We start from the raw sequence: 24,875 nt of genomic DNA on the forward strand, positions 1-24,875 counted from the left end.
GGTGGACAACGTCTTCCGGCTATTTCGGCGGTAACGTCCGGGCATATCCGAGCCCACGGTCCAGCCAGGTGTGCAGCACCTCGTCGTCGTCGAGATACTCCGGCGCCACCCGCAGCCAATTCCGCATCTCCCGTCCGCCCATCACCATCGGCGCGACCGCGGAGCCGTCGATGAGTTCCTCGGCCTGCGCGGGATCGACCCGGACCAGCAGTCCGCCCTGGCCGCTCGCCGCCACCGCCATATTGCCGCCGACCAGGAAGGCCAGCCCGCCGAACATGCGCTTTTCGACCGTCTCGGTCACGGCGGGCCCGAGCAGGTCCCGGATCCGCTCCGCCAACTCCTCGTCATAGGCCATACGGCATTCTCACACCGGGCACCGACAGGTTCGGCCGCGATGCCGCGGCGGCCCGTCCGAAGAATTCACCGAGAATTCGCGCCCGTGGGAACCCGCAGCGGTTGCTCCGCTCCGATGGTTGGACCAGCATCCAACCTCATGCGGAATCGCTTGAATCCTGCCGGTGACATCCCCGATACCGGAATCCCCGAGCAGTTGGCCGCCACCATGACGATGGCCGAACAGCACGAATGGCATCGGGGATATCTGCGGCGGCATGCGGTGTCGCGGCGGAACTTCCTGCGCGGTTCGGCCGCGGCCGCCGCGGTGGCCGCAGTCGGCACCTCACCGTTCGCGGGGCGGGCCTATGCCGATCAGGCGCAGCTCGCGGTGGGCGGCCGCCATGTCGGCTACGGCCCCGACGCCGCCGGCCAGTTGCGCTTCGCCGCGCAGCTGTCGCGTAATCCCAGCGGCACCAAGGTCTTTCTCGATCACGGCCCGACCCCAGCGCTCGGCGCGAGCGTCGAGGCGGAGGTGCGCGATCTGGTGACCCAGATCCCCACGAGCGACAGCGGCGTCCTCGCCGCCGAACAGTTCTACGTGCACGCGCCGGTCGACGGCCTGCCCGGACGGCTGCCGCATTTCTACCGGTGGCGCACCTCCGACGGATTCGTCGGTGACACCCGCGCCGCGTCGACCGCCATGCCGAGCGTGCGCAACGCGGTACTGCCCTTCCGGTTCACCATGATGGGCGATCAGGGCACCGACGACACGCCCGCCCAGCCTGCGGGCGTCGCTCCGGGCGACTACGACGACAAGTACTACAAGCCCGACAACGACCCCGCGGTCCCGCACGCGGACAACGTGATGCGTCAGATCGTGGCCTGCCGACCGGATTTCCATGTGCTGGCGGGTGATATCGCCTACGCCGACCCGTCGGGCGCGGGGAAGAAGCCGCGGTACGTCGCCGCCGGCGACAAACTGCCCGACGGATTCGACAAGTTCAATCCGTACGTATGGGACGTGTATTTCGGCGCCATCGAATCCAGCGCCTCGACCACGCCGTGGATGTTCGCCACCGGCAACCACGACATGGAGGCCGCCTACGGCACCCACGGATACGGCGGACACCTCGCCCGCCTGGACCTGCCGGCCAACGGGCCCGCGGGCTGCCCGTCGGCGTACTCGTTCACCTACGGCAATGTGGCGGTGCTGTCGCTGGACGCCAACGACGTCTCCTACGAGATCAAGGCCAACACCGGCTACTCGGGTGGCGCCCAGACCAGTTGGGTGGAACGAACTCTCGCGGAGTACCGCGCGAATCCGAATATCGACTTCATCGTCTGCTTCTTCCACCACTGCGCCTACTCGACCACCGACTCCCATGCCAGCGACGGTGGCCTGCGTGACGCCTGGTGCGCGCTGTTCGACCGCTACCAGGTCGACTTGGTGCTCCAGGGGCACAACCACATCTTCGAGCGCACCGACCCGATCCGCGGCGGCCGCCCGACCAAGGCGGCGGGCGACAATTCGATCGTCTACCCGGACGCGGACGGCACCGTCTACTACACGGTGGGCGGCGGCGGACGTCCCCGCTACGGCTTCCAGCCCGGCTCACCGGAGACCTACCGGGGCCACGAGGTGCCCGACACCACGGTGCCCAACAGCTACGTGTGGACGCCGGCGGGCAGCAAACAGGACGAGGCCGCGCCCTGGTCGCGGGTGCGGTTCCGCAACTACTCGTTCATCCGGGTCGACGTGCGCCCGGGATTCTTCGCCAGCGAGATGGACGTGGTGGCCGTCGACGAGTACGGCCGCGAATTCGACAAGGTGACCTATCGCCGGCAGGTGGGTCGCTGAACGGGGGCCGGGTCAACCCGCCGGCCCGCTGAGTCGTCGCGGACGGCCGCTGACCGGGCCGCCGGCCCCCCATCCGGCGGCCGGCGGCCACCATGGCGGTCATGCGTTTCCATTTCGCCGAGGCCGGCGGGGACCCCGCGCACTGGGTCGACCTCGCGCGGGCCGCTGAACAGGCCGGCTTCACCGGCGTCTGCCTGGCGGACAGCCTGGCCTATCCGCGCGACGGTGACCCGCGCTACCCCTATACCGCCGACGGGCGGCGAGAGTTTCTGCGCGGCAAGCCCTTTGCCGAACCGATGATCGCCGCCACCGCGATCGCCACGGCCACGACCACGCTGCGCGTCACACCGTTCGTGCTGAAACTGCCGGTGCGCCCGCCCGTGCTGGTGGCCAAACAGGCCGCGACGCTGGCGGTGCTGAGCGGCAACCGCCTGTCACTGGGAGTCGGAATCAGCCCGTGGCCACAGGATTTCGCCATGATGGGCGTGCCGTTCGAGCGGCGCGGCGCACGACTGGACGAAGGTATCGATATCGTGCGCGGCTTGTGCGGCGGCGGCGAGTTCGCCTATCACGGCCAGGTGTACGACCTACCCGCCGTGGAGATCAATCCGGTTCCCACCGCGTCGATTCCGATCCTCGTCGGCGGGCACAGCGAGGCCGCGCTGCGGCGTGCGGTGCGTCGCGGCGACGGGTGGATGCACGCGGGCGGAACACCCGAGGAACTGGCCACGCTCCTGCGCCGCCTCGCCGAATTGCGTTCGGAATACGAAGCATCCGCATCGGCGCGGACCTCCGAATTCCAGATCCACGTGGTAGCGCGCGACGCCTTCGACACCGCGGGTATCGCAGATCTGGCCGCCTCGGGCGTCACCGACGTGATCGTCGGATTCCGCAGCGTCCACGACGCCGCGCCGGATACCCGGGGTCTCGCCGAGAAGGTCGACGCGATCACCCGCTACGGCGAGACCGTCGTCGCCGCCTGCCGATAGGAGAGATATGGCCGACCATCCGGCTCGCGCGGCGGGACTGGCGTCCCAGTACGCCGTCCGCACCAAGGATCGCGCCACCTGGCTGAATCTGTTCGCCTCGGACGCGGTGGTGGAGGATCCGATCGGCCGATCGCCGTACGATCCGGCCGGGAACGGCCACCGCGGCCGCGATGCGATCGCCGCGTTCTGGGATACCGCCATCGCCGAGAGCGATATCGCGTTCCGGATGCGCGACTCCTACGCCTGCGGCGCCGAGGTAGCTTTCGTCGGCACCGTCACCAGCGTGCGCCGGGAGGTCACGGTCGAGGTCGACGGGGTGTTCACCTATCGGGTGGACGCCGACGGCCGCATCGCCGCTCTGCGCGCGTATTGGGAACTCGACCGGGCTCGCCGCACCACATCCGATCCCGCGGAGACGGCCGGTTGACCGGAATCCGGCCTACACTCCCAGCGCAGGGGCGAAGACCGACCACGAGTCGTGCAGATCGTCCTGCCAGTACACCCACGCGTGGGTGCCGTTGCGGTGCACGACGGTCGCCGGAATGCCCAGGGCCGCAAGGCGACCGGTGAGCTGCCCGGTGCAGGAGTCGACGACGCTCTCCATCACGCCGCCGACCGCGACCCGGTTGGCCAGCGCGCCCGGGTTGCCGCCGATCGAAGGATCGGCGAGGGTGTCGTGCACGCCGGGCACCCCGTTGCCCGAGGAGATGTAGAGGGCCGTTCCGCGCAACCGATCGGCGTTCACCACCGGATCGTGAGCGGCCCAGTCCGGATCACCGGGTATCCCCCACATATTGCCGGCATTCGCCCCGAAGACTCCGAGCTGCGAATACACGTACGCCTGCGGAATCGGGCCGTTGGTCAGCGGACATCCGCTGTAGGCGCCGACCGCTTGGTACAGGCCGGGCGCCCCGATCGCCAGATCGAGTGCCGAGGTCGCCGACATCGAGGTGCCCGCGACGGCATTTCGGCCCGTCATCTGGAACCGTGAGTTCAGCAGCGGCGGCAGCTCCCGGGTCAGGAACGTCGTCCATTCGTTGCGGCCCAGCACCGGATCGTCGGACTTCCAGTCGGTGTAGTAGCTGGCGCGCCCACCCATGGGGACGATCACGTTCACCGGTTTGTCGGCGAAGAACTGCGCGACGTCGGTGCGGTTGGTCCACGGCCCGCCGTCCTCACCGCCGTCGACGGCGTTGAGCAGATACAGCGCCGGCGCCGCGAAATCCGGATGCGACATCCACACGGTGATCTGCTTGTTCATCGCCGGGGAATAGACCACCACCGAATATTGGCGACCGCCCAGCGGATGGACGTCGACGATGGCGGGCGCGCCGGGATCCGCCGAGGCGACTGCGGGCACAATCGCGGCAATCGAGGCGAACGCGGCGAACAGGACAGCAAAACAGCGCGGGAGCCGGTGCATACGCGGAGTATTCCACCCTGTCGCGGTCTCCGCAGCGCACTCGGCAGGCGTGTTCACCGGAAGCCTCTGCCCGCAGGCGGCGACCTCCGCGGTTCCGGCACCCGCGGTCCGCATCCGCCGGGCTATCTTCGCGCGCGGCCGCACGTCACCGCCGGGAAGGGGCCGGCGGTGACGTGTGCGGAGCCGGTCAGCCGGCGGCAACGGCGGCCCGGATCGCGGCGATATCGATCTTCGACATGGTCTGCAGCGCGGCGCCGGCCGCCGCCGCGTGCTCGCCGCCCATCAACGCCGGCAGTTCGGCCGGCACGACCTGCCACGACAGGCCGTAGCGATCGGTCAGCCAGCCGCACGGCCCCGGCTTGCCACCCACGGTCAGAGCCGCCCACAGCCGGTCCACCTCGTCCTGCCCGTCGACCACCAACTGAATGGACGCCGCATCGGTGAAGGGGTGGCCGGGTCCGCCGTTCATCAGCGTGAGCGCGTGTCCGGCCAGATCGACCTGCACGATGAAGGCCGATCCGTCGGGGCTGCGAGTGATGCCGGTGATGCGGGCGCCGAGGATGTGCTCGGTGTAGAACCGGACGGCTTCCTCGGCGGCGGTGGCGAACCAGAGGAAGGTGCTGATGTCGGTCATGATCGCTCCTGGGGGTGTGTCCATCTCGCTGTCACCCCCTGGTCGAGGCCGATCCCGCACATTCGACACAGTTCGCGAATTTTCTCGAGATCTTTTTTCGCCGGTCCTACTCGGCGGCGAGCCGATCCAGCGCCGCCTGGCTCGATTCGTCGGCGGCGCGGTAGATGATCAGCCGCTGATCGGGATCCTGCAGCGGCATCAGCGCTTCGTAGGCGACGGTGACCGCACCCACCCGAGGATGGTGCATCGTCTTGCGGCCCCGGCCCTGCACCCGCACATCTCTGCGCTCCCACAGTTCGGCGAATTCGGCACTGTCCGTGCGGAATTCGTCGATGAGGTCGGCCAGGACGCGATCGTCCGGATGGGCGGCCCAGGCGGCGCGCAGTCCCGCGATGCCCTCGCGCACGGTTCGTTCGCGGTCGGCGTAGAAATTGCCCATCCCCGGATAGAGCAGGCACAGCCACATGGAGTTGCGATGCCGCGGCGGCAGCGTGTCGAAATCCAGTAGCAGCCGCGACATCTCGCGGTTCCAGGCCAGGATGTCGTAGCGGTGGTTGAGCACCATCGCCGGGAGCGGCGCCAGATCCGCGACCAGCCGGGCCAGCTCCGGTGAGGCCGTGGTCGCCGGCTTGCCGTCGTCCGGTGGCCGCTGCCGGGCCAGATCGAACAGGTACATGCGTTCGTCGGGAGCCAGGCGCAGAGCCTGCGCGAGCGCGTCGAGCACCTCCGGCGAGGGCCGCAGTCCGCGCCCCTGCTCCAGCCGCACGATGTAGTCGGTGCTCACACCGGCCAGATCGGCGACCTCCTCCCGGCGCAGGCCCGGGGTGCGGCGGGAACGGCGGCGCAGCGGCAGGCCGAAATCACTCGGATCCAGTCGTTCGCGCCGGGTGCGCAGAAAGGCCCCCAGTTCCTGTGTCGCTTCCACGGTGCCGGTCATCGCTGTCGATCCTACGACGAGGCTGGTACCGGCGATCCCAGGAAAAACCTTCCCTTACCGCGCCCGTCCCGGCCGCGCAGACTTGCCGTCGAGATCGAATCCACAGAGGAGGAAGATATGGCGCTCACTCTCGACACCTATCGGCTGCTCGGCCGGTCCGGGCTGCGGGTCTCCCCGCTCGCGCTGGGCACCATGACCTTCGGGGCCGACTGGGGCTGGGGCGCCGAGCGGGACGAGGCACGCAAACTGTTCGACGACTACGTCTCGCGCGGCGGCAATTTCATCGATACCGCCAGCGTCTACACCAACGGCAGTTCCGAGCGGCTGCTCGGCGAATTCACGCGCGACAATCGCGAAAGCCTGGTCCTGGCAACGAAATACACCATGCTGCGGCGGCCCGGCGACCCGAATTCCGGTGGCAACAACCGCAAGTCGATGTTCGCCTCGGTGGAGGCCAGCCTGCGCAATCTGAACACCGACTACATCGATCTGCTGTACCTGCACGCCTGGGACTTCACCACGCCGGTCGAGGAGGTGCTGCGCGGGATGGACGACTTGGTCCGGCAGGGCAAGGTGCTCTACGTCGCCATCTCCGACACCCCGGCCTGGCAGGTGGCCCGCATGCAGACCATCGCCGACCTGCGCGGCTGGTCCCCGCTGGTGGCGCTGCAGGTGGAATACAGCCTGATCGAACGCACCGTGGAACACGACCTGTTCCCCATGGCGCGGGAACTGGGGCTCGGGGTGATTCCGTGGTCGCCGCTCGGCAGCGGTGTGCTGACCGGTAAGTACAGCGCGGCCGATCTGGACGCCTCGGCGGCGGGATCGCCGGAGGGCAGCCGCAAGAACGTCGCGCTGGCCAACGGTTCGCTGACCGCGCGGGGCCTGGCGATCGCCGAAGTGGTGAAGGAGGTCGCGGCGGAACTGGACCGGACACCGGCGCAGACCGCACTGGCGTGGACGCTGCGGAATCCGGCGGTGACCGCTCCCATCATCGGCGCCCGAACCCCCGCGCAGCTCAGCGACAACCTGGGCGCGCTGGATGTGGAATTCGATGCGGCACACCTGGATCGACTGGACGCGGCCAGTGCCGTCGAACCCGGATTCCCGCACAATATGCTCGCCCGCGCGATGACCAATACGGTGATCAACGGCGACCTGACGGTCGTCCCGCGCGCCTGACTCGTACGCCGTAACCACTGCGACCGGTCACCACACCGGCCACAGTGGTTACTCTGGCGGTCCGTCGAGTACGAGGCGGACCCACCAGCGGCAACGCTTTCTCCGAGGACTCGGACACCGGCATGCCCTCGAGCATGCGCCGACGTCCGATCGGACAGGAATCGGGGAGTCGACGAATCAGGCTGCGGTGGTGAGGAATTCGGCCGCCGCAGCGCGGTATCGGTCGACCAGCAGGCGCACCACCGCCGGATGCGCGCCCAGCGGTTCGGCGACTCCGTCGGCACCCGCCTCGTGCAAGCGTTGCTGGAACAGTCCGTGTGCCAAGAGGTACGAGCCGACGAACACCCGCTGCGCGCCGGATTCTCGCAGCGCGGCAACGACTTCCGGCACCCGTGGCTCACCGGTGGCGATACAGGCCGTGCGAACCGCGACGCCCAGCTCCTCCGCCAGCATGGCCGTCGCCCGCCGCACATCGTGGCGCGCACGCGCGTCGGAGGATCCGGCCGCCGCGAAGACCACCGCATCGCCGGAACGCATCCCGGCCTCGTGCAACCGCATGCGCATCACCCGGGCCAGCATCGGGTCCGGGCCCATCGCGGGGGTCACCACCACATCCGGATGCCCGCTGTCGCGCACCTCGCGCGGAACATCCTGGTAGACGTGATATCCGGAGGCGAGGAAGGCCGGAACCACCACGGCCGGAACACCCTTCAGCTCGCTCAGCACCTCGGCGGGTGTGGGGCCGAGCACGTCGACGAAGGCGGTGCGCACCGGCACGTCGGCACCGGTACGTTCCAGCTCCGCACGCATCGCGTCGGCCACCGCGGCGATCATCTGCACCCCTGTCGCACTGCGGGTGCCGTGCGCCACCAGCACCAGCGCAGGGGCGCTCACCAGACCCCCGCCATGGGCGCGGGTCGCTGCGGACGCAGCGAGGGGGCGTAGCCCACCGGCGGGCGGGTGTTGTTGTCGACGCATTCGGCGGGGTCGAGGGCGAGCCGATAACCGCGCTTGACCACCGTCTGAATCGCCTTCGGCGTACCGAGACCCGCACGGAGACGGGCGATTCCGGTCTCCACCGCGTGGGTGTCGTCACCGCCACCGGGCAGCGCCGCCAGCAGATCCTCCCGCGACACCACCCGGCCGGGCTGGCGGGCCAGTGCCCGCATCAACGCCATCGGCGCGGGAGCGAGCTGGCGCACCGAACCGTCGACCACGACACAGCCGCCGCGCACGCTCAATTCGTGCCCGGCGGCGTGAATTCGATTGGCGCGCCGGGGAAGTTCCTCGGCGACATGGCGGGCCAGCGCCCCGAGCCGCGCCCGGCCCGGCATGGACGTCGGCACTCCGAGTTCCTCGAGCGGCGCGGCGGTGATCGGGCCGACACACGCCGGCAGCACCCGGGAACGCATCGCTTGCAGGACGCCCTCGAGCAACCCGGTTTCCTTGGCCCGCATCAACATCGAGGCCACCGCGGGCGCGCTGGTGAACGTGACGCAATCCAGTGCCGAGGTGACCACGCCCTCGATCAGGCGGTCCATCGGCACGCGGTCGTCCGGTGGCACCCAGCGGTACACCGGCACCGGCACGACATCGGCTCCGGCGCAACGCAGTACTTCACAGAAGTCGGGTACCGGTTCCCATTCGGTGGTCGCACCGTGCAACTGCACCGCGATGCGCACGCCCTCGACACCCGCCGCCAGCAGGTGATCGAGCACCTCGGCCGACGATTCGGAGGCCGGCGACCATTCCTCGCGCAATTCGGCGGCGCGGATCGCTCCCTTGGCCTTGGGACCACGGGCCAGCAATCGCGTGGAAGCCAGTGTCTCCCGGAGGTTTTCGGCCAGACCCCAACCTTCGGCCGCCTCCATCCAGCCGCGGAATCCGATGCCGGTGGTGGCGACGGCGATCTGCGGCGGATCAGCGACCAACTGCCGGGTGACCCGCTCCAGCTCGGTGTCGTCGGACAGCGGGATGATGCGAATCGCCGGGGCGGAAACGATATTCGCGCCTCGGCGACTCAACAGCGTGGCCAGTTCGTCGGCCCGTCGGGCGGCCGTCACGCCGATGGTGAAGCCGTCCAGGGGTTTCAATTCGGTGGGTCGCGCTTCGCTCACGGCGTACCGCCGTACTGCACCGGTTCGTTGGACACCGCGACGACCCCGTCGACGACCCGCACGCCGTAGACGGGCAGTGCGACCGAGTCGTCCTCGAGGCAATGGCCGTCCAGCAGGGAGAACGCCTGCTTCAGCAGCGGCGACGCGACGACCGGCACACCGGCGCGGTCACCGACGATGCCGCGCGACATGACCGCCGCCCGCCCGAACGGATCGATATTGCCGACGGCATACAGCGTGCCGTCGGGCAGCAGGAAGAGCGCGGCCTGCCGTCCGCCTCTCAGTAGCACCGCCACGCCGCGGCCGGGGATCAGATAATCGAGCCGGCAGGCCGAGGTCCAGCCGGTGGTGGTTGCCGGTGCGAAGCCCGGTGTGTCGATAACGGTCATCGGTAATCTCCTCCGAACGCCTTACCTAATAGGTACCGGTGTCCTGTTTCCGCACGATTACGTGGCTATTTCCCGGGCGTGGCAGTTGCGGCCGGCATGGCGGGAAGTTCGGGCATACCGAGCAGAACCGGCGTCTTGCGCTCCCCGCTCTCGTCGAAGGCGATCGTCGGATCGGCCTCCTCGGGCGCGTTGACGAAGGTGACGAAGCGCGAGAGCTTCGCGGGATCCTCCAGTACCGCGGCCCATTCGTCCTTGTAGCCGGCGACGTGGCGGGCCATGCTCTCCTCCAGTTCGGCGGCGATGCCGAGGGAGTCCTCGCACACGACCTGCTTCAGGTGTTCGATGCCGCCCTCGAGTGATTCCTGCCACGGCGCGGTGCGCTGCAGCCGGTCGGCGGTGCGGATGTAGAACATCAGATAGCGGTCGATGTAGCGGATCAGCGTCTCGTCGTCGAGGTCGCCGGCCAGCAGCACCGCGTGCTTGGGAGTCAGGCCGCCGTTGCCGCCGACATAGAGGTTCCAGCCGTTCTCGGTGGCGATGACGCCGACATCCTTACCGCGCGCCTCGGCGCATTCGCGGGCACAGCCCGAGACCGCCAGCTTCAGCTTGTGCGGCGAGCGCAGCCCGCGGTAACGCTTCTCCAGCAGCACCGCCATGCCGACCGAATCCTGCTGGCCGTAGCGGCACCAGGTGGAACCCACGCAGCTCTTCACTGTGCGCAGCGATTTGCCGTAGGCGTGGCCGGATTCCATCCCCTTGTCGACCAGCCGCTGCCAGATCTGCGGCAGCTGCTCGACCCGCGCGCCGAACAGGTCGATGCGCTGACCACCGGTGACCTTGACGTAGAGTCCGAAATCCTTGGCGATCTGCCCGATTTCGATCAGCTGCTCGGGCGTCACCTCACCGCCGGGCATCCGCGGCACCACCGAATAGGTGCCGTTTTTCTGCAGGTTGGCCAGGAAGTGGTCGTTGGTGTCCTGCAGCGCGGACTGCTCACCGTCGAGGATGTGGTCGCTCGAGGTCGAGGCCAGGATGGAGGCGACGGTCGGCTTGCAGATATCGCAGCCGATTCCGGTGCCGTGCTTGGCGATCAGTTCCGAGAAGGTGCGGATGCCGGTCACCTGCACGATCTGGAACAGTTCGGACCGCGACTGGGTGAAGTGCTCGCACAGCGCCTTCGACATCTCCACGCCGGACTGCTCGAGCAACTTCTTGATCATGGGAACGCAACCGCCGCAGGAGGTTCCGGCGGAGGTGCAGCTCTTGACCCCGGCGATGTCGCAGGCGCCTTCGTGGATAGCTCCGACGATGGCCCCTTTGGACACGTTGTTGCAGGAGCAGATCTGGGCCTCGTCGGGCAGAGCGTCGGCACCCAGTTCGGCGCCCGCGGGCGAGATGAGCGCGGCCGGTTCGGCGGGCAGTTCGCTGCCGACCAGCGGGCGCAGCGCCGCGTACTGCGAGGCGTCGCCGACCAGGATGCCGCCCAGCAGCGTCTTGGCGTCGTCGGAGATCACCAGCTTGGCGTAGGTGCCCTTGGCGGCGTCGTGCAGCACCACCGACAGCGCGCCCTCGGTGGTGGCGTGGGCGTCACCGAAGCTGGCCACGTCCACACCGAGCAGTTTCAGCTTGGTCGACAGGTCGGCGCCCGGGAATTCGCCGGCGCCGCCGAGCAGCCGGTCCGCGACGATCTCGGCCGTGGTGTAACCGGGAGCGACCAGGCCGTAGCAGGTGCCCTCCACGGCCGCGACCTCGCCGACGGCGTAGATGTTGGGGTCGGAGGTGACCATGCCGAGATCGGTGAGCGCACCACCGCGCGGCCCGATCTCGAGTCCGGCATCACGGGCGATCTGATCGCGCGGGCGCACACCGGCGGAGAACACCACCAGCGAGGCGTCGATCACCGACTCGTCGGACAGCGAAACCCGCAGGCCCGCACCGTCTTCGGCGGGTTCGATGGCCGAGGTGCCGACCCCGGTGTGCACGTGCAGGCCCAGATCGGTGACCAGCTTCTCGAGGATCGCGCCGCCACCCTCGTCGACCTGCACCGGCATCAGCCGCGGCGCGAACTCGACGACATGCGGCGTCATTCCCATGAGCCGCAGGGCATTCGCCGCCTCCAGACCGAGGAGACCACCGCCGACGACGACACCGACCGCACCGGGGCCCGCGTTCTGCGCCGCGGCGCGGATGCCGTCGAGGTCGTCGAGGGTGCGGTAGACGAAACATTCGGGACGGTCGTGGCCCGGTACCGGCGGCACGAAGGCATACGATCCGGTCGCGAGAACCAGTGCGTCGTAACCGATCACGTCACCGGAGGAGGTGGTCACCTTGCGGGCGGCGCGGTCGATCTCATCGGCGCGCACGCCGAGGCGCAGATCCACCAGCGCGTCGCCGGCGTATTCGTTGCCGGGCAGGGCGAGCGCGCTCTTCTCCCAGGCGCCGACGTAGGACGACAGGCCGACGCGATCGTAGGCGGCCTGCGACTCCTCGCTCAGCACCACGATCTGCCAGCGCCCGGCCTCGTCGCGGGAGCGCAGCGCCTCCACGAACCGGTGCCCGACCATGCCGTGGCCGACGACCACCACGGTCTTGCGCTGCGTGGGTTCGACTGTCGTGTTCATGACTGTCCTCCGATGCTTTCCGATGGTCAGGCGCGAGCCGAGGTGTTGGACTGGGTGGTATCGGTTTCCGGCGACCGTTCGGCCTCGAGCACCAGGGCCTCCGCCTCGGCGACGACACCGGAACCGCTTCGCGGCGAACGCATTCCGGGCCGACGCAGGAAGACCGACCAGACGACGGTCGCGCAGACGACGTAGAAGCCCAGGAACACCCAGAACGCGGTGGTGGCGGAATTGGTGGAGGCGTAGGAGGAGCGCAGCACCAGGTTGATGGCCACCCCACCCAGGGCGCCGATCGCGCCGACGAAGCCGATCAGCGCGCCCGAGGTGTTGCGCGACCAGGCGGCCTGCTCCGCGGGGCTCACCGGGAGGCTCTTGGACTTCGCGTCGAACACCGACGGGATGATCTTGGTGACCGACCCGTTGCCGATTCCCGAGAGCACGAACAGGGCGATGAATCCGCAGACCAGGGCGACCATGGTCGCCCCCGAGGCCACGCCGCCGTTGTGGTCGGCGGCCACACTGGACACCGCGACCACGACCGCCGCGACCATCATTCCGGCGAACCCGGCCAGCGTGACGCGGCTGCCGCCGAAGCGGTCGGCCATCTTGCCGCCGTAGGGGCGGGCCAGCGAACCCAGCAGCGGGCCGATGAAGGCGATCTGCGCGGCGTGCAGACTCGCCTGGGCGGCCGAATCACCCCCGGCCTTGAAGCCGATCTGCAGAATCTGGCCGAAGGCGAAGCTGAAGCCGATGAACGAGCCGAACGTGCCGATGTACAGGAAGGCGATCGCCCAGGACTGCGGAACCTTCAGCGACTCCAGCATGTAGCCCAGGTCGGCCTTCTGATTGCGCAGATTGTCCATGTAGAGCGCGGCGCCGAGTCCGGCGATCGCGATGAACGCCAGGTACACCAGGCAGACGACCGAGGCGTACGAATTGCCGAGCGTGGCGATCACCAGCAGGCCGATCAGCTGGATCACCGGAACGCCGATATTGCCGCCACCGGCGTTCATGCCCAGCGCCCAGCCCTTGAGCCGCTGCGGGTAGAAGGCGTTGATATTGGTCATCGAGGAGGCGAAGTTGCCGCCGCCCAGGCCGGCGAACGCCGCCACCACCATGAACGTGGTGTAGGACGTGCCCGGCTGATTGATGAAGTACAGCGTCAGCAGCGTCGGGACCAGCAGCATCAGCGCGCTGAAGATCGTCCAGTTGCGGCCGCCGAAGCGCGCGGTGGCGACGGTGTAGGGAATGCGCAGAATGCCGCCGACCAGCGTCGGCATGGCGACGAGGAAGAACTTTCCGGCGGCGTCGATGCCGAACTTGTCCGTCGGCATGAACAGCACCATCACCGACCAGATCGACCACACCGAGAATCCGACATGTTCGGCGACGACCGACCAGATCAGATTGCGACGGGCGATGTTCTTGCCGCCGGCCTCCCAGGCCGCGACATCCTCGGCATCCCACTGCTCGATGTCGTGGTTACGCGTCAGCGTGCTCAACAGGGCCTCCTGAAATCCGGTTGGCCCCAAGGTAGGAAACGGGTATTGCCGCGATGCTGCGCCACATGACGCGCAAATCAACGGTTGCTCACGAATTCGGCGATTTACCGGTGAGAACCGGGGCATTGTTTCGCCCATATGACACAACGGTTTCCGTGCGTCACAAAGTACCGACGCTCACACACGAACTCGGTGAGGTCGATACCGGCGAGTGGCCCGGGCCACAATAGTCGGGCGTCGGCTCACATCATGGACAGAAGCTCACCGCGGCGCAACCCGAGCGGTGAAATTGCCGAAAGGTCGCGGCCCCGACGCCGATCAGTGCCAGGTGTCCTCGAGCATGCGCGGCTTGCACGCCTGCCAGGCGCCGGCCACGAGCACCAGGACGGCAACCGCCAGCAGCGCGAAGGGCGCGCCCCATCCGCCGACCGCACTGTGCAGCACACCGAACAGCAGCGGGCCCACACACGCGACGGTGTAGCCGATGCCCTGGGTGAATCCGGACAGCGCGGCCGAGCCGGCCTGGGTGCGGGTCCGCAGATTGATCAGCGTGAGCGCCATCGGGAAGGTGCTCGGTCCCATGCCCAGCAGCAGCACCCACAGCCAGGGCGCGCCCATCGGGGCGATGAGCAGTCCGGCGAAGGCGGCGAAAAACGCGATGGCGCAGACGATCACGACCGGAAACGGATTGCGGATACGGGCGGTGAAGGAGGGCGCGGTCAGCGCGGCCGCCAAACCGATGAAGGAGAAGAAGGCGACCATCGTGCCGCCGTAGGCCGCGTCGGCGCCCGCATCGGCGAGAATCTTGGGCAGCCAGGTGAACATGGAATAGGTGATCAACGAGGTCATACCGAACATGGCGGCCATCCCCCACGCCAGCGGCGAACGCCGGATGTTCCCGGCGCGCGCGGGCTGTTCGCCCGGCACCTCGGCGAGCGCGGTGGTGTCCACGCGATCGCGGCCGCGCCGCTCACGCAGCACACCCAGCCACGGCACCGCGGCCGCGAAACCGAGCAGCGCCCACAACCCGAGCGAGACCCGCCAGCCGGCCGCGTCCGCGACCGGGACCGCGATCAGCGCCGGCACCACGGTGCCGATCTGCACCATCGTGATGTACACCGAGCTCAGCACCGCCAGCCGATCGGCGAAATAGCGCTTGACCAGCGGCGGAATCACGACATTGCCGATGCCCATACCGGCCAGCGCCAGCGCGGACAGACTCAGCAACTCCCAGGTGTCGGGCACCAGCGCCCGGGTGAGCTGCCCGGCCCCGGCCATGCACATGGCGACCAGCGCGGTGCGTTCCAGGCCCAGTCGGCGCACGAAGATCGGGGTGATCAATCCGGCCAGCGCGAACATGGCGGTCGGGATCATGCCGAAGACACCGACAATGGCCGTGGAATAGCCGATATCGGCGCCGATGCGCTCGGCGAGCGGGGTGAAGGCGGTGACCGCCACACGCAGCGTGAGCGCCGAGACGACGATCGCGACCAGGACGAGAATCCGGCCCTCGGCCAGGCCGCGGCGCCGGATGTCGGTAGTCGACTGCAGATTGGTAACCGTCACCGAGAAATCATAGGATGATTGGATGAAAGCGAGCAACAAATGTGAGGAGGGGTACTCTGTTGGCCGTGCAACCAGTCCGGCGCACCAGCCTCATCGCTCAGGTCACCGAACAGCTGCGCGCTGAAATCCGTTCGGGGCGTTGGCCGATCGGCTCTCGCATCCCGACCGAGCCGGAACTCACCGAATTGACCGGCACCGGCCGCAATACCGTGCGCGAAGCGGTGCAGGCGCTCGTGCACGCCGGCATGCTCGAACGCCGGCAGGGTTCGGGCACCTACGTCATCGCCGCGTCCGATCTGGGCGGCACCCTCACCAAATACTTCGCCGACGCCGTGGAACGCGACGTCCTGGAACTGCGCCAGGCCCTCGACGTACAGGCCGCCCGGCTGGCCGCGCAGCGCCGCGACGACAACGACGTGCAGACCCTGCTGCGACTGCTCGACCGGCGCAGCCAGGTCTGGGATACCGACAGCACCGCGGCGGTCGACGCGGACGTGGCCCTGCACCGCGCCATCGTCGCGGCCAGCCACAACACCGTCTACCTCGAGTTCTACGATTCGCTGCTGCCGGTGATCGAGGACGTGATTCGTTCCCGCACAACCAAATACGGCAATCAGTATCACGACGAACACGCCGAGCTGGTCCACGCCGTGATCGACGGCGACTCCGATCGGGCCGCTCGCGCCGCCAACTGCTTCCTCGGCTCGCTCATCGCCGAATACCCCGAACGGTGACGGATTCCGCCGGCAGGTAAACGATTCGTCACCATGGTGCCGGTCGCGGGGTGAGCGAGTGTTGCTGCGAACGTCACGGAGCGTGAATCGGACGTAATTTCGCCTTCCTACCGTGGATGCGACCGCCGGACCCGCACCTCAGGGTCCCCGAGATGAGGGCGGTCGCACCCCTTCGAGAGGAACGCGCCGATGACTACCACCGACGCCGCGATATCGGCCACCGCCGCTCCCGACTTCCACTATCGAGCCCGCGGCCGCTGGCTCGATCACTGGGAGCCCGACAACGAAACCTTCTGGGAGAACGGCGGAAAACGCACCGCCCGTAAGAATCTCGCCTTCTCGGTCTTCTCCGAGAATCTCGGATTCAGCATCTGGGTGCTGTGGGCCAGCGTGGTCACCGCCATGGGTTCGGCGGGCTTTCATTATCTGAGCGGCCCCGACGCCGTCGGCAATTCGCTACTGCTCACCTCCACCCCCACACTCGTCGGCGCCGCGTTGCGCGTGCCCTACACCTTCGCCATCCCGAAATTCGGTGGCCGCGCGTTCACCGTATTCAGCGCGGGGATGTTGCTGCTGCCGACGCTGGGCCTGGTCTATTTCGTCAATCAGCCCGGCACGCCGTTCTGGGTGTTCATGGTGCTGGCCGCGCTCGCGGGCGTGGGTGGCGGCAATTTCTCCTCGTCGATGGCGAATATCAATTTCTTCTATCCCGAGGGGAAGAAGGGCGCCGCGCTCGGAATCAACGCCGCGGGCGGCAATATGGGCGTCGCGCAGACCCAGCTGCTGGTGCCGCTGATCATCACCCTCGGCACCCATCTCATGGCCAAGGATCCGGCCGGTTACCGATTCGGCATCACCCTCGCGGTGCTGGTGTGGATTCCGTTCATCCTCGTCGCCATGTTCGGCGCGCTGCGGTACATGGATTCGATCACCGGCGCTAAATCCGACGGCAGTTCCTATCGGCTGGCCCTGACCAATCGGCACACCTGGATCATGGCGGTGCTCTACATCGGCACCTTCGGATCGTTCATCGGCTTCTCGTTCGCCTTCCCCACCCTGCTCAAATCCACCTTCCCCGACCTGGCGAAGATCGGCTGGATGTCCACGATCGGCAATCTCGCCTTCCTCGGCGCGTTCGTCGGATCGCTGAGCCGGCCGTTCGGCGGCTGGATCGCGGACCGGTTCACCGGCGCCCGGATCACGGTCTACGTCTTCGCCGGCATGGCCGGCGCCACCGCGCTGATCGTGGCCGCGCTCTCGGTGAAGAACTTCCCGCTGTATCTGATCTCGTTCCTGCTGCTGTTCGTGCTGTCGGGCATCGGCAACGGTTCCACCTACCGCATGATCCCCTCGATCTTCGGCGCCGAGGCCAAGCGCCGCGCCGCCGAACACGGCCAGGACCCGGCGACCGCGCTGGCCGCGGCCAAGCGGCAGGCGGGTGCGGCGATCGGTGTGGTCGGCGCGGTGGGCGCGGCCGGCGGGTGGGTGCTGCAGCAAGCGCTGCGAGAATCCAACATCCACTTCGGCGGGATGGCACCGGCCTTCTGGGCCTACGCCGTCGCCTTCCTGATGATGGGCGGGCTCACCTGGTGGTTCTATCTGCGCTCGTCGTTCGCCGTCGGGCGGGTGCCGTCACTGGCCCACGCGGGCATCTGAGACCCTCGCACAAACTGCGGGCTCGCCGGTCGCATCCGATCGGCGGGCCCGCTAGAGCATCAAGCGGATCATGTCGGCGGTATGCGCCAGACCGGGAAACGCCTCCGCCGTCGACCGCGGATGCAGCGCGTGCACCGCGAGCCGGAACATGACCGCGCGCAACAACATCTGCGGCCACTCCGGCAGATCCGACCATCGCTCGAGCAGACCCGGATCCGCACCTCCCCAGGAGAGCGCGTCGACCACGATCACCCCGGCCGCCCAGGACGCGGGCCGCCAGTAGGGGGTGATGTCGGTGAGCCCCGGCGCCTGGCCGTTCGCGAACAACACCGTGCCGAACAGATCGCCGTGCACCAGCTGCGACGGGATCTGCACCGGTTTACGCAGCGTCGCCAGCTGCGCCAGCATATCGATGCTGTGGCGGCCGTCCGGTGTGGTCACCGGCAGCATGCCGCCGGCTTTCAGGCTGCGCAGCGGCACCGACTCCCACGCGGCCCGGTCCGCGGCGACGAACACGTCGACATCGACCCACGGCGCGATCGGCTGCTGGACCAGGAAGCGCGGGCGCTCCAGCCGCGCGGTGGCGTGGTGCAGTCGTAGCGACACCGACACCACCTCGTCGTGGCGCGGTTCCGGGGTGCCGTCCATATAGGTATCGGCACGCCAGCCGGACACCACGTAGCGACCGTCGGTGGCGCGCACCGGCCGCGCCAGCCGCACCCCGTCCACCTGCAGTGTTTCCCGGACCTTCGCCGACCACGCCGCCCGGGCGTGGTCGGCCACCGGGCTGAGCACGACCTCTCCGCACCGCCACCCACCGTCCCAGTCGCCCAGCGCGACCGGGGACACTTCGCGCAGCCCGAAGGTGGCCCGCACATGCTCCGGAGGTTCGACAGATGTCACGGCCGTACCGTAACCCCGCCGACTTGTCCACTCGAGACAACGCGCCGGAGGTCAGGGCACGGAAACGACCACCGTCAGTAGACGGGCAGGCTGGGGTCGACCTGGTTGGCCCAGGCGACGATTCCGCCCTGGAGGTGGGTCGCGTCGGAGAATCCGGCGCGCTTCAAGGCAGCCAGTGCCTCCGCTGAGCGGATGCCGGTCTTGCAGTGCAGGACGATCGGTGTGTTCTGCGGAAGTTCGGCGAGCGCATCGCCCGACAGGATGCGGTCCTTGGGGATCAGGGTCGCGCCGTCGATGCGGACGATGTCCCACTCCACCGGTTCACGGACGTCGATGATGGCGACGTCCTTGCCCGCGTCGAGCATGTCCTTGAGCTCGCGCGCGGTCACCGTGGAACCCACCGCGGCGGCCTGGCCCTCCTCGGAGACCACACCGCAGAACGCCTCGTAGTCGATGAGTTCGGTGATGGGCTGACGCTCGGGATCGCGCCGCAGCTTGATGGTGCGGTAGTTCATATCCAGTGCGTCGTAGACCATCAGCCGGCCGAGCAGAGTCTCCCCGATGCCGGTGATCAGTTTGATGGCCTCGGTGACCATGATCGAACCGATCGACGCGCACAGCACACCCAGCACACCGCCCTCGGCGCAGGACGGGACCATGCCCGGCGGCGGCGCCTCGGGGTACAGGTCGCGGTAGTTGATGCCGCGCTTCTCACCGTTCGGGCCGTCGGGGGCATCCTCCCAGAACACCGACACCTGGCCCTCGAACCGATAGATCGACCCCCACACGTACGGCTTACCGGCCAGCACGGCGGCGTCGTTGACCAGATAGCGGGTGGCGAAGTTGTCGGTGCCGTCGACGATCAGGTCGTACTGCGCGAACAGGTCGACCGCGTTCTCCGGCTCCAGGCGGATCTTGTGCAGCACCACCTCGACGCCGGAATTGATCTCCAGAATCGAATCACGCGCACTGTCGGCCTTGCTGCGGCCGATATCGGATTCGCCGTGGATGATCTGCCGCTGCAGATTCGACGCGTCCACCTCGTCGAACTCCACGATGCCGAGCGTGCCGACACCGGCGGCGGCCAGATACAGCAGCGCCGGCGAGCCCAGACCACCCGCACCGATCACCAGCACCTTGGCATTCTTCAGGCGTTTCTGCCCGTCCATCCCGACATCGGGAATAATCAGATGCCGGCTGTAGCGGGCGACCTCATCCCTGGTCAGCTCCGCGGCCGGTTCGACCAGTGGCGGCAGGGACTGTGGTGATGACACGTCGCAGACTCCTCGAATCGAATTCGCCGTCAGGGCTGATCGGTGCAACGCGGCGAATCGGGCCGTTCTTCCCCACCATCGTGCCGCATCCGTCACCATCGGGTCCGGGTGGGTGAGCGGTACCGGCGAATTCAGCCCCGCGGATACGGCCAGGGATTGAACCGGCATTTCTTCCCGTCCATCGGCACCACACCCTGCGGGTCCAGGGTCGCGATGTCGTTGTTACGGGTGCCGAAGGTCTGCTGCATCATCACCGGCGCCAATCCGCCGTCGATCTCGCACGGCTGATGCTCGTGGTAACCAATGGCGTGACCGACCTCGTGGTTGATCTGATACTGCCGGTAGGAGCCGATATCGCCCTCGAAGGCGGTGGCGCCGCGCACCCAGCGCACCTCGGAGAGAACCACGCGGCCGAGGTCGGAGTTGTAGCAGGAGGAGTCGATCGGGATTTCGAAACCGCAGGCCGATTTGGTGGTCTGCCGGGAGGTCAGCGAGACCCGGAAATCCGGTTCGCCGTTGTCGATCCGGCGGAAGCCGAAGCGCGGATCGTGGCTCCAGCTCTTGGGGTTGGCCAGGGTCGCGTCCACCATCTTGGCCACCGAATCGTCCCCGCCGAGCGAGGTGGTATCGACTCCGTTCTCGACCTCGACGGTGTAGGTGAACAGATGCGCCTGACCGGCCCCGACCTGCGCCGATGCGCCGGGAACGATATGCCAGGTGCCCGCCGCGGTCTCCGTGAACGCCCCACCCGCGGGCAGCGCGCCGGAGGGCGGATCGCCGGCGAACTTACCGTCGCCCTTGGGTGGTGCGCCGATGATGCCGGCCTTGCTGGTGTGCTGGCTGAGCCGGCCCAGGGCGGGGGTGGAGCCGCCGGAGGTGTCGGTACCCCCCTTGACGGCGTCTACGATCACCAGCACGGTGATGATCACCAGCACCGGAAGCGCGTAGGCCCGCCAGCCGTAGGTGGAGACGAACCGCCCCAGCGCGCTCTGCTTCTTCGTATCGCGTTCCGGCCGTGGCCGATTCGCCGCGTCGTGGGCGCCGGTCGGATCCCATTTCGCACGCAGCGGTTGATGGGAACGATCGCCGTGGGCGTTGCCGGAATACAGGCCGAGCGGATCGTAGAATTCGGAGCTTTCCGTAGGTTGCTGCCGGTCACGCCGACCGGTAGCGGCCGATTCCGCGCGCGCGGCCAGAACACCTGCGGGGCGAGGCGAATCGGGCCCGCCGGTCGTTCTGCCCCGTTGTTCGCTCACCCGAACAGATTCTCACAGGCCGTTCGGCGACATCTACGTACCTGCCGTTGACCGGCCGGGGTTGCGAGAAATCTCACCACTGTGCGAGATTTCTCACGGCGGCCAGTTACTGACAGGTTGCCAATAGGTGTGGAAGGTTATTCGAATACCACAACGGCAGGAACGGGATCGGCTTCCCAGCCAGTGCAGCCGACCCGCAGCGGGCTGCATCACGAACGAGTATCGTTCGTTGAATACCGTGCACATCCACGTTCCCGCCGGGAATCGACTGGGAGAACCGAAATGACTGACCTCGTGGACCGGATGACGTCCTCGCGACTGTCGTCCGAGGCCATGGCACCGAGCAAGCGCGGAACTCGCCTACCCCGGGAGGCGCGCCGTGCCCAGCTGCTCGCCGCGGCCAGCGAGGTCTTCGTGCTGCGCGGCTACCACGCCGCCGGCATGGACGAGATCTCGCAATGCGCCGGCGTCTCCAAACCCGTTCTGTACCAGCACTTTTCGAGTAAACTCGAACTGTATCTGGCGGTCCTGCAGAACTACATCGACGCTTTGGTGTCGAGTGTCCGCCAGGCGCTGCGGTCGACCACCGACAACCGGCAGCGCGTCCGGGCCGCCGTCGCGGCGTACTTCGACTTCGTCGACCACGAAACCCAGGGTTTCCGACTGGTTTTCGAATCCGACCTGACCAGCGAGCCGCAGGTGCAGCGGCGCGTCGAACAGGCCACCGAGGCCTGTGTGGACGCGGTCTTCGACCTCGTCGCCCACGATTCCGGACTGGACCCCTACCGCGCCCGCATTCTGGCCGTGGGACTCGTGGGCGCCAGCCAGATCACCGCGCGCTACTGGCTCGAGGCGGACCGGCCGATCCCGAAGGAAGAGGCCGTCGACACCACCGTCCAGCTCTGCTGGGGCGGTCTGTCCCGCGTGCCGCTCTCCCAGCGCTGAGAGCGCCCGCGCCCGAAACGACGACGAGGCCCGGATCCGCCACCGCGGATCCGGGCCTTTCGAGTTCGATACAGCGGCGACGAGTTCGCTCGCCGCAGGAGAATCACACCGCGGCGAAACCCACGCGGCCGCTGGTGGAGGTGCCGATTTCGACGTAGGCCACCTTCGCGGCCTGGATCAGGTACTTGCGGCCCTTCTCGTCCTCGAGGGTCAGCACACCGCCCGAACCGCTCAGCGCGCCGGATACCAGCGCCTCGACCTCCTCCGGGGTCTGCGAGCTGGCGATGACCAGTTCCCGCGGGCTATCCGAAATGCCGATCTTGACCTCCACGGCCAACCTCCTAGAGTCCAGATGGTGTCGCTGCCCAGGCTAGTGCAGCGAACGGGTCGGAGACGACGCGCCTGCCTGTGCTGTCAGCGAACAGCCGCCGGTCCCGACGGCCGTCGCGAGCGGCTCATCCCAGGCTCAGCACCCGCATCCGCTCGGCATGCGAGTTCTGCATCCGTTCGAACAGCGCCGCCACCCCGTTGAGGTCGCCGGTGGCGGTGAGCACCAGTTCGGTCAGCTCGTCGCGTTGGGCCATCACGTACTGCGCCTGGGTGATGGCCTCGCCGAGCAGCCGACGGCCCCACAGCGTGAGCCGGTCGCGCTCGGAGCGGCTGACGGTGACCGCCCGGCGCACCTCCTCGATGACGAATTCCGAGTGGTGGGTCTCGGCCAGCACATCGCGCACGACCGCGGCCACCTCGGGCGCCAGCGCATCGGCGAGCACCGCGTAGAAGTCGGCGGCGATACCGTCGCCGACATAGAACTTGACCATCGACTCGAGCCAGTTCGAGGGATCGGTCGAGGCGTGGTAGGCGTCCAGGGCCCGCACGAACGGCGCCATCGCGTCGAAGACGTCGACGCCACGCCCCTGCAGCGCCCGCTCGAGCGTCTCGAAATGCTCCATCTCGGCGGCGGCCATCTTCGCCACCGCCACCTTGCCCCGCAGCGTGGGCGATAGTTTCGCCTCTTCCGCCAGGCGGTAGAACGCGGAGATCTCACCGTAGGCGAGAACCGCGAACAGATCGGTGACACCGAGATGGTCGGCGGGGATTCGATGATCGGATTCGGTCGAAACACCCAGCGCGCCAAATGTGTTTGCACCCATGGCCACCACCCTAGTAGGTCGGCGCCCGGAGGGGGCGGCGGCGCGGCGCCGAAAAGAGTTCCCCCGCCGGCCGCGCCTCACACCGGCACGTCCGAACCGGCGGACAGCTGTCGCCGCCGCGCCGCCGGATCATGCCTGGTCGCCCAGAAATTTCTCCAGGTAGCCCCACGTGGTGTCGCGGGCGATCAGGATGCCCAGATGACTGCCGGGCGAGGTCTGGTATCGCACCTCGCGGGCGCCGGTCAGCGTTCGCTGCCCGTGCGCCACCGCCGCCGCGGGAGTGATCACGTCGTCGGTCCCGCCCACCAGCAGTACCGGCGCGGTGATCTCGGCCAGCTCGATCGGCCGGGCGCCGACGTGCACCACGCCGTTGCCGATGTCGTTGGCGAGCATGAACCGGCTCCACAGCTGGTTGTAGAAGCGGCCGGGGTAGCCGGGCAGCCGGGACTGGAACCGGTCGATGGTCTCCATCCGGGCCAGCGTCGCCGAATCGGTCAGATTGCCGGCCAGGAACATCGGCCGGCGCAATTCCCGCTCCCAGGCCGCGGCGCGGTAGGCGAGGCGGGTCAGCGGCGCCGGAACACCGCCGGCCGCCCGGACCAGGTTCGACACCGTGCGCCCGCCGTCGATGCGCGCCAGCGCGCGCACCTGCGGGACCCCGTTCACCCGGTTGTAGTCCAGCGGTGCGCCGACGGCGGTCACGGAGCGAATCGGCAAGGTCGCGTCGGCCGCGGCGGTGAGCAGCGACAGCACGCCGCCGAGGGACCAGCCGACCAGATCGACGGGAGCTCCGTCGCGATCGGCCGAGACGCGGCGCACCGCCTCGGGCAGAATGTCGTCGACCCAGTCCTCGAATCCCATGCGGCGGTCGGCGAAGCCGATCTCGCCGTAGTCGACCAGATACGGGCGGCGGCCGATCTCCAGCAGGAAGCGAGCCATACTCTGGTCCGGGCGCAGGTCGAAGCACACCGCGGGGGCCGCCAGCGGCGGAACCATCAGCACCGCCGTGCCGTCGGCGGGCGGGGGCCCGGCGGGATCGACGTCGTAGCGTCGCAGCAGCCGGTGCGGTTCGCCCCAGAGCACCGTCGAGGGAGTGGGAACAGGCGCTTCGATGCCGTCGCCGAAGGTCAGCGCCCATGCGTTGCGGGCCGCGACGCCCACGGTCTCTGCCAAGCTCACGGCGACCAATTTATCGTGTGACACACCGTCTCACATATGTGGGCTGGGCCACGCCCGGCCGGGACCGCCCGCGGAATCCGCTCGCACCGGGGGAAAAGCGGACATATCGAACCCGCGGCACGCCTGCACATACTTCCGGGCAATCGCCGTTCTCATCGGCCGCGCAATTTCGCCGGTCAGACGAATTACCGTGTGCCGCAGCCGGACCGGACACCGAGCA

Annotated in this window: 23 protein-coding genes; 7 read left to right on the forward strand and 16 right to left on the reverse strand. The window is 68.2% G+C overall.

Going from position 1 to position 24,875, the window contains the following annotated elements; translation table 11 throughout:
• Positions 1–19 precede the first annotated feature (19 nt).
• A complete protein-coding gene (locus tag IG65_RS0117390; RefSeq protein ID WP_030515973.1) occupies positions 20–355 on the reverse strand; it encodes a TfoX/Sxy family protein in 336 nt (111 codons plus the stop codon).
• A 138-nt stretch (positions 356–493) separates the two neighbouring features.
• Here IG65_RS0117390 and IG65_RS0117395 point away from each other — a divergent pair, with 138 nt between their 5' ends.
• The 3 genes from IG65_RS0117395 (at position 494) to IG65_RS0117405 (ending at position 3,610) form a co-directional block, all read left to right on the forward strand.
• On the forward strand, positions 494–2,194 hold the full coding sequence (locus IG65_RS0117395) for a metallophosphoesterase (RefSeq protein ID WP_081879550.1): 1,701 nt from the start codon (positions 494–496) through the stop codon (positions 2,192–2,194).
• A gap of 101 nt (positions 2,195–2,295) precedes the next feature.
• Positions 2,296–3,183 (forward strand): TIGR03619 family F420-dependent LLM class oxidoreductase, encoded by an 888-nt coding sequence (locus IG65_RS0117400; RefSeq protein WP_030515975.1) that lies wholly within the window; start codon positions 2,296–2,298, stop codon positions 3,181–3,183.
• Between the two features lie 7 nt (positions 3,184–3,190).
• Positions 3,191–3,610 (forward strand): nuclear transport factor 2 family protein, encoded by a 420-nt coding sequence (locus IG65_RS0117405; protein WP_036524949.1) that lies wholly within the window; start codon positions 3,191–3,193, stop codon positions 3,608–3,610.
• Between the two features lie 12 nt (positions 3,611–3,622).
• On the opposite strand, the gene IG65_RS0117410 is transcribed toward IG65_RS0117405, so the two are convergent.
• From IG65_RS0117410 to IG65_RS0117420, 3 genes are all read right to left on the reverse strand, one after another.
• Complete coding sequence (locus tag IG65_RS0117410; protein ID WP_030515977.1) at positions 3,623–4,606, reverse strand: alpha/beta hydrolase family protein; 984 nt, start codon at positions 4,604–4,606, stop codon at positions 3,623–3,625.
• Positions 4,607–4,793: 187 nt separating this feature from the next.
• Complete coding sequence (locus IG65_RS0117415; RefSeq protein WP_030515978.1) at positions 4,794–5,240, reverse strand: VOC family protein; 447 nt, start codon at positions 5,238–5,240, stop codon at positions 4,794–4,796.
• 106 nt (positions 5,241–5,346) lie between these two features.
• The gene (locus IG65_RS0117420; protein WP_030515979.1) at positions 5,347–6,177 is read right to left on the reverse strand and encodes a helix-turn-helix domain-containing protein; all 831 of its coding nucleotides are present in this window, start codon (positions 6,175–6,177) and stop codon (positions 5,347–5,349) included.
• A 117-nt stretch (positions 6,178–6,294) separates the two neighbouring features.
• Between IG65_RS0117420 and IG65_RS0117425 the strand changes: the two genes are divergently transcribed.
• Entirely contained in the window at positions 6,295–7,359 is a 1,065-nt protein-coding gene (locus tag IG65_RS0117425; RefSeq protein WP_030515980.1) for an aldo/keto reductase, read from the forward strand.
• A 177-nt stretch (positions 7,360–7,536) separates the two neighbouring features.
• Here IG65_RS0117425 and IG65_RS0117430 read toward each other — a convergent pair whose 3' ends face one another.
• From IG65_RS0117430 to IG65_RS0117455, 6 genes are all read right to left on the reverse strand, one after another.
• Positions 7,537–8,253 carry a sirohydrochlorin chelatase gene (locus IG65_RS0117430; protein ID WP_030515981.1) on the reverse strand — a complete coding sequence of 239 codons (717 nt, stop codon included), beginning with the start codon at positions 8,251–8,253 and terminating at the stop codon, positions 7,537–7,539.
• Positions 8,250–9,476 carry a uroporphyrinogen-III synthase gene (locus IG65_RS0117435; RefSeq protein ID WP_030515982.1) on the reverse strand — a complete coding sequence of 409 codons (1,227 nt, stop codon included), beginning with the start codon at positions 9,474–9,476 and terminating at the stop codon, positions 8,250–8,252. Before IG65_RS0117435 ends, IG65_RS0117430 begins: the two co-directional genes overlap by 4 nt.
• A complete protein-coding gene (gene nirD / locus IG65_RS0117440; protein ID WP_030515983.1) occupies positions 9,473–9,865 on the reverse strand; it encodes a nitrite reductase small subunit NirD in 393 nt (130 codons plus the stop codon). Before nirD ends, IG65_RS0117435 begins: the two co-directional genes overlap by 4 nt.
• Positions 9,866–9,930: 65 nt before the next feature.
• On the reverse strand, positions 9,931–12,486 hold the full coding sequence (gene nirB, locus IG65_RS0117445) for a nitrite reductase large subunit NirB (RefSeq protein ID WP_030515984.1): 2,556 nt from the start codon (positions 12,484–12,486) through the stop codon (positions 9,931–9,933).
• A 26-nt stretch (positions 12,487–12,512) separates the two neighbouring features.
• Positions 12,513–13,991, reverse strand: a complete 1,479-nt coding sequence (locus IG65_RS0117450; protein WP_030515985.1) for a NarK/NasA family nitrate transporter — start codon at positions 13,989–13,991, stop codon at positions 12,513–12,515.
• A gap of 315 nt (positions 13,992–14,306) precedes the next feature.
• A complete protein-coding gene (locus IG65_RS0117455; RefSeq protein ID WP_231509260.1) occupies positions 14,307–15,554 on the reverse strand; it encodes a CynX/NimT family MFS transporter in 1,248 nt (415 codons plus the stop codon).
• A gap of 65 nt (positions 15,555–15,619) precedes the next feature.
• Between IG65_RS0117455 and IG65_RS0117460 the strand changes: the two genes are divergently transcribed.
• Positions 15,620–16,288 carry a FadR/GntR family transcriptional regulator gene (locus IG65_RS0117460; protein ID WP_030515987.1) on the forward strand — a complete coding sequence of 223 codons (669 nt, stop codon included), beginning with the start codon at positions 15,620–15,622 and terminating at the stop codon, positions 16,286–16,288.
• Between the two features lie 189 nt (positions 16,289–16,477).
• Positions 16,478–17,944, forward strand: coding sequence for an MFS transporter (locus IG65_RS0117465; RefSeq protein ID WP_030515988.1), 1,467 nt, complete (start codon positions 16,478–16,480; stop codon positions 17,942–17,944).
• 51 nt (positions 17,945–17,995) lie between these two features.
• Here the strand turns inward: IG65_RS0117465 and IG65_RS0117470 are convergent, their stop codons facing one another.
• From IG65_RS0117470 to IG65_RS0117480, 3 genes are all read right to left on the reverse strand, one after another.
• Positions 17,996–18,847: a TIGR02569 family protein gene (locus tag IG65_RS0117470; protein ID WP_030515989.1), complete on the reverse strand. Its 852-nt coding sequence runs from the start codon at positions 18,845–18,847 to the stop codon at positions 17,996–17,998.
• A gap of 74 nt (positions 18,848–18,921) precedes the next feature.
• Positions 18,922–20,121, reverse strand: coding sequence for an adenylyltransferase/sulfurtransferase MoeZ (moeZ, locus tag IG65_RS0117475; RefSeq protein ID WP_030515990.1), 1,200 nt, complete (start codon positions 20,119–20,121; stop codon positions 18,922–18,924).
• A 131-nt stretch (positions 20,122–20,252) separates the two neighbouring features.
• The gene (locus tag IG65_RS0117480; protein WP_081879567.1) at positions 20,253–21,317 is read right to left on the reverse strand and encodes a DUF3152 domain-containing protein; all 1,065 of its coding nucleotides are present in this window, start codon (positions 21,315–21,317) and stop codon (positions 20,253–20,255) included.
• A 342-nt stretch (positions 21,318–21,659) separates the two neighbouring features.
• Here IG65_RS0117480 and IG65_RS0117485 point away from each other — a divergent pair, with 342 nt between their 5' ends.
• Positions 21,660–22,322: a TetR/AcrR family transcriptional regulator gene (locus IG65_RS0117485; RefSeq protein ID WP_030515992.1), complete on the forward strand. Its 663-nt coding sequence runs from the start codon at positions 21,660–21,662 to the stop codon at positions 22,320–22,322.
• Positions 22,323–22,425: 103 nt separating this feature from the next.
• Here IG65_RS0117485 and IG65_RS0117490 read toward each other — a convergent pair whose 3' ends face one another.
• The 3 genes from IG65_RS0117490 to IG65_RS0117500 form a co-directional block, all read right to left on the reverse strand.
• Complete coding sequence (locus tag IG65_RS0117490; RefSeq protein ID WP_030515993.1) at positions 22,426–22,653, reverse strand: DUF3107 domain-containing protein; 228 nt, start codon at positions 22,651–22,653, stop codon at positions 22,426–22,428.
• A 124-nt stretch (positions 22,654–22,777) separates the two neighbouring features.
• The gene (locus tag IG65_RS0117495; RefSeq protein WP_030515994.1) at positions 22,778–23,476 is read right to left on the reverse strand and encodes a ferritin-like fold-containing protein; all 699 of its coding nucleotides are present in this window, start codon (positions 23,474–23,476) and stop codon (positions 22,778–22,780) included.
• Between the two features lie 129 nt (positions 23,477–23,605).
• The gene (locus tag IG65_RS0117500) at positions 23,606–24,655 is read right to left on the reverse strand and encodes an alpha/beta fold hydrolase (RefSeq protein WP_030515995.1); all 1,050 of its coding nucleotides are present in this window, start codon (positions 24,653–24,655) and stop codon (positions 23,606–23,608) included.
• Positions 24,656–24,875: the final 220 nt, after the last annotated feature.

Source organism: Nocardia sp. NRRL WC-3656, from assembly GCF_000720265.1.
Classification (GTDB): domain Bacteria; phylum Actinomycetota; class Actinomycetes; order Mycobacteriales; family Mycobacteriaceae; genus Nocardia; species Nocardia nova.

Bases quoted from the DNA above. Each gene is read 5' to 3' on its own strand.
- IG65_RS0117390 (WP_030515973.1), bottom strand. From the start codon at position 355: ATGGCCTATGACGAGGAGTTGGCGGAGCGGATCCGGGACCTGCTCGGG.
- IG65_RS0117395 (WP_081879550.1), top strand. From the start codon at position 494: ATGCGGAATCGCTTGAATCCTGCCGGTGACATCCCCGATACCGGAATC.
- IG65_RS0117400 (WP_030515975.1), top strand. From the start codon at position 2,296: ATGCGTTTCCATTTCGCCGAGGCCGGCGGGGACCCCGCGCACTGGGTC.
- IG65_RS0117405 (WP_036524949.1), top strand. From the start codon at position 3,191: ATGGCCGACCATCCGGCTCGCGCGGCGGGACTGGCGTCCCAGTACGCC.
- IG65_RS0117410 (WP_030515977.1), bottom strand. From the start codon at position 4,606: ATGCACCGGCTCCCGCGCTGTTTTGCTGTCCTGTTCGCCGCGTTCGCC.
- IG65_RS0117415 (WP_030515978.1), bottom strand. From the start codon at position 5,240: ATGACCGACATCAGCACCTTCCTCTGGTTCGCCACCGCCGCCGAGGAA.
- IG65_RS0117420 (WP_030515979.1), bottom strand. From the start codon at position 6,177: ATGACCGGCACCGTGGAAGCGACACAGGAACTGGGGGCCTTTCTGCGC.
- IG65_RS0117425 (WP_030515980.1), top strand. From the start codon at position 6,295: ATGGCGCTCACTCTCGACACCTATCGGCTGCTCGGCCGGTCCGGGCTG.
- nirD (WP_030515983.1), bottom strand. From the start codon at position 9,865: ATGACCGTTATCGACACACCGGGCTTCGCACCGGCAACCACCACCGGC.
- nirB (WP_030515984.1), bottom strand. From the start codon at position 12,486: ATGAACACGACAGTCGAACCCACGCAGCGCAAGACCGTGGTGGTCGTC.
- IG65_RS0117465 (WP_030515988.1), top strand. From the start codon at position 16,478: ATGACTACCACCGACGCCGCGATATCGGCCACCGCCGCTCCCGACTTC.
- IG65_RS0117485 (WP_030515992.1), top strand. From the start codon at position 21,660: ATGACTGACCTCGTGGACCGGATGACGTCCTCGCGACTGTCGTCCGAG.
- IG65_RS0117495 (WP_030515994.1), bottom strand. From the start codon at position 23,476: ATGGGTGCAAACACATTTGGCGCGCTGGGTGTTTCGACCGAATCCGAT.